Here is a 2,687-nt window from a genome sequence, read left to right as displayed (position 1 = left end):
GCGCGGAAATTCCAGACAAGTCCCTCTTACCGTAAAACCCACCGTCAGAACATTTCCCGGAAATTGGGCGACAAACGCCTGATGAAACGGGCAAGCAGGCTCCGGCATCTTTAAAATTCGCCCCGCTTCCCCTTTTGTAAGGCATAACCTTCACTCCCGCGTGTTGTAACGCTCGACATTCTGTAATGCTCACGAAAATACTCCCTTTGGAGTAGAAAAAATACTCCTTTTGGAATATGGACAAGAATTAAAGCCGTGTCTTATAGTAATGTGGTAAAAACCGGGAGCAGGAAGTTTTGGCCAGGGGAGGGGACAGATGATTAAAGGCAAAATCCGGAGAAAGGTGTTTTGTGGCAGGAAGACAGACTTTGACGGAGAATTCCGGCGAGAAGGAGGAAGAAAACGGTGTCAAAACAACACGGCTACCATAAACGAGGTGCTTTAATAGCGCTCTTAACAATCTTAGTAACAGTTCTGACCGGTAGTTTTAGCGGGCTAAGTTACGCTGACAATGCGGGTTTAGGCGGTGAAGATACCCAGGCAGTTGTATTTCTAAAGCATCCCAAAAATAAGACGGAGCCCGAAACTCATAAAAGACACTTAGAGGAGAATCAATCAACCATTCAACCTCAGGTAATCCAAGTAACCAAAGATCTTGCTGTTACGGCTTTTGGCCAGGAAACGACTTACTATTGTGGTCCCGCTTCTGTCTACCAACTCCTCTATTATCTCGGAGCTACGTAGCAATCCTGTTGACAGTCGGCCCTTAACCCAAGCCAATCTGGCAACCGACTTGCACACGTCAAGTTCAACCGGGACTCCTTTCCCGGGTTGGTGAGAGACAACTCTCGAAACTTGGAGTAAGCGAGGATGGACAGCGGTATGGGCACCCAACAATCCAAATTTTACCCTAAGTTTTTTTCTGGAACACCACTCTCAATAATATTGACAACAACCGCCCTCTAATTTATGACTGCGTCATGAGTCCTACCAGCGGATATCTTCCCGGCTATGAAGGAACTACAGCAACTATTTACCATTACGTTAACCGGCAGCGGTTACTGGTTCGAAGACACCTTTACCTATTTTAACGTGCATTACGTAGACCCCACCCGTTACCGCAGTGGGGCATTCGGCTGGCACTCCGTTAGCCGGGACCTGATGTACAATGTGGTTCGCGGTCGGGGAATGGTCTATTAGTTGGGCCACATAAATCTTTTTTGGCGGGAGCCGGCCGCGGAACCTCCGGCACCCGCTGGGGAAAACCAGGGTGGTAAGATGCCGAAGCGTTTGCTAGTTGCAAGCCTAATAGCGATCAGTCTTTTGCTCTTCCAGGGGTGTGAGGCAAGGCAGAAGCCGAGCGAGAGCCGTTTGTTAGAACCGACAAAAGTCCGGCTGAACTATCAATAATATAGAGGGAAAAGCTCTCTATCCACGCTCCTTTGCCACAAGACTGTTTCTGCCCCAAGTGGCAACGGTAGTTTCGGGGAGGCTGGATGGGCGGGTGCTGGGATTCCTATACCGTCCGGACGGGGGGATATCCCGGAGCCTCTACCTGATCGACCCGCACCGGAAAATAGCAGAAAAGGCATACGAACCGCCGCCCGCGCTCTGGATTGCCACTGCCGTAAGCGAGGGAGATTGGTTAACTGTTGTCATCCGCGACAGGGTCCACTGGCGCTTGCTGGTACGCAAACTTTCCGGCAAAGAGGAACTGGTAATTGACAAGGGAGCTTATCTTAGAGTGGCAACCGAGGATGATTACCCCTCGCTTGCGTTGAACGGAAATACCTTGGTTTACAACACCACACGGCGAGAGGGAGGCACGTTTACTTCTCAAATCATAAAATGTGACTTTACCACCGGCAGGAAGGAAATAATTTTTCGGGTGGTCGGACCGGACGTTTACACTGGCCCGCCTGGCATCTGTGGCCGCTATATCGCCTGGCACGTAGGGAAGTGGGACCGGGAGGGGAGCGGCGAACTCTATCTTTACGACGCTGAGCGCCAGACCTCCCGGCGGCTTGATCTCCCTGGAAACGATATCACGCCGGCGATCTGGGGAAGATACTTGGTTTACGTCACCTGCGACAAAAACCACCCGGCGGCAAAAAATATCGCCCTTTATGATCTGGTTAGCGGGAAGGTGAAACGCTTGACTGACGCGACGCCCGAAAACCAGTTTGAGTACTGGCGCCCCACAATCGCCCACGGTGTTGTGGGTTGGTTCGCCAACCACCAGGAAGAACAGGTGCCTTTCTGTATTGTTAAGAAAGAGGCGTTTGAAAAGGAGAACAACCAGAAACTCACTATTGAGATTAAAAGCCCCACCTACTACGCCAGCTGCACGCCTTCGTGGATCGTTTGGCACGAGGCTGACCCCGAAGGCGGCATGAAGAAAGGCACTTATTTTGCTGGCCTTTTTGAGCTGTGGAATCTGGTTGACCTGGCGGGAACAGAGGTAGTGGGTGCGGTTAACGGCGGCGAGATCTTCGCAGCGGTGCGCAAAGGGCGGAAGCGCCTGGCGGAACTCGAGCCGCCGGAAGCAGCGGCGCTTTACTATGAGGCGATCGGCCAGCGGCATTTTGACCTGGTAGCCTCGCTTACGCTGTCTGGGGCAGTTTCGGTTGAGAAGTGGGTCGAGGAGTTAAAGAAAAAGCCGCCGGACATTCCAGCCCGGATATCGC

The 2,687-nt window shown here is 52.0% G+C and carries 3 protein-coding genes; all 3 read left to right on the top strand.

Annotated elements, in window-relative coordinates; translation table 11 throughout:
* Window positions 1-405: 405 nt before the first annotated feature.
* On the top strand, window positions 406-744 hold the full coding sequence (locus tag ACUVTA_RS09385) for a hypothetical protein (protein ID WP_445952675.1): 339 nt from the start codon (window positions 406-408) through the stop codon (window positions 742-744).
* Window positions 745-1,011: 267 nt separating this feature from the next.
* Complete coding sequence (locus ACUVTA_RS09380) at window positions 1,012-1,200, top strand: hypothetical protein (protein ID WP_445952674.1); 189 nt, start codon at window positions 1,012-1,014, stop codon at window positions 1,198-1,200.
* A 268-nt stretch (window positions 1,201-1,468) separates the two neighbouring features.
* On the top strand, window positions 1,469-2,687 hold a 1,219-nt coding region (locus ACUVTA_RS09375; protein ID WP_445952673.1), incomplete at its 3' end, for a TolB family protein.

This window comes from Thermodesulfitimonas sp., from assembly GCF_052743955.1.
This window is presented reverse-complemented; position numbering and strand designations above follow the sequence as displayed.

Bases quoted from the DNA above. Each gene is read 5' to 3' on its own strand.
- ACUVTA_RS09380 (WP_445952674.1), top strand. From the start codon at position 1,012: ATGAAGGAACTACAGCAACTATTTACCATTACGTTAACCGGCAGCGGT.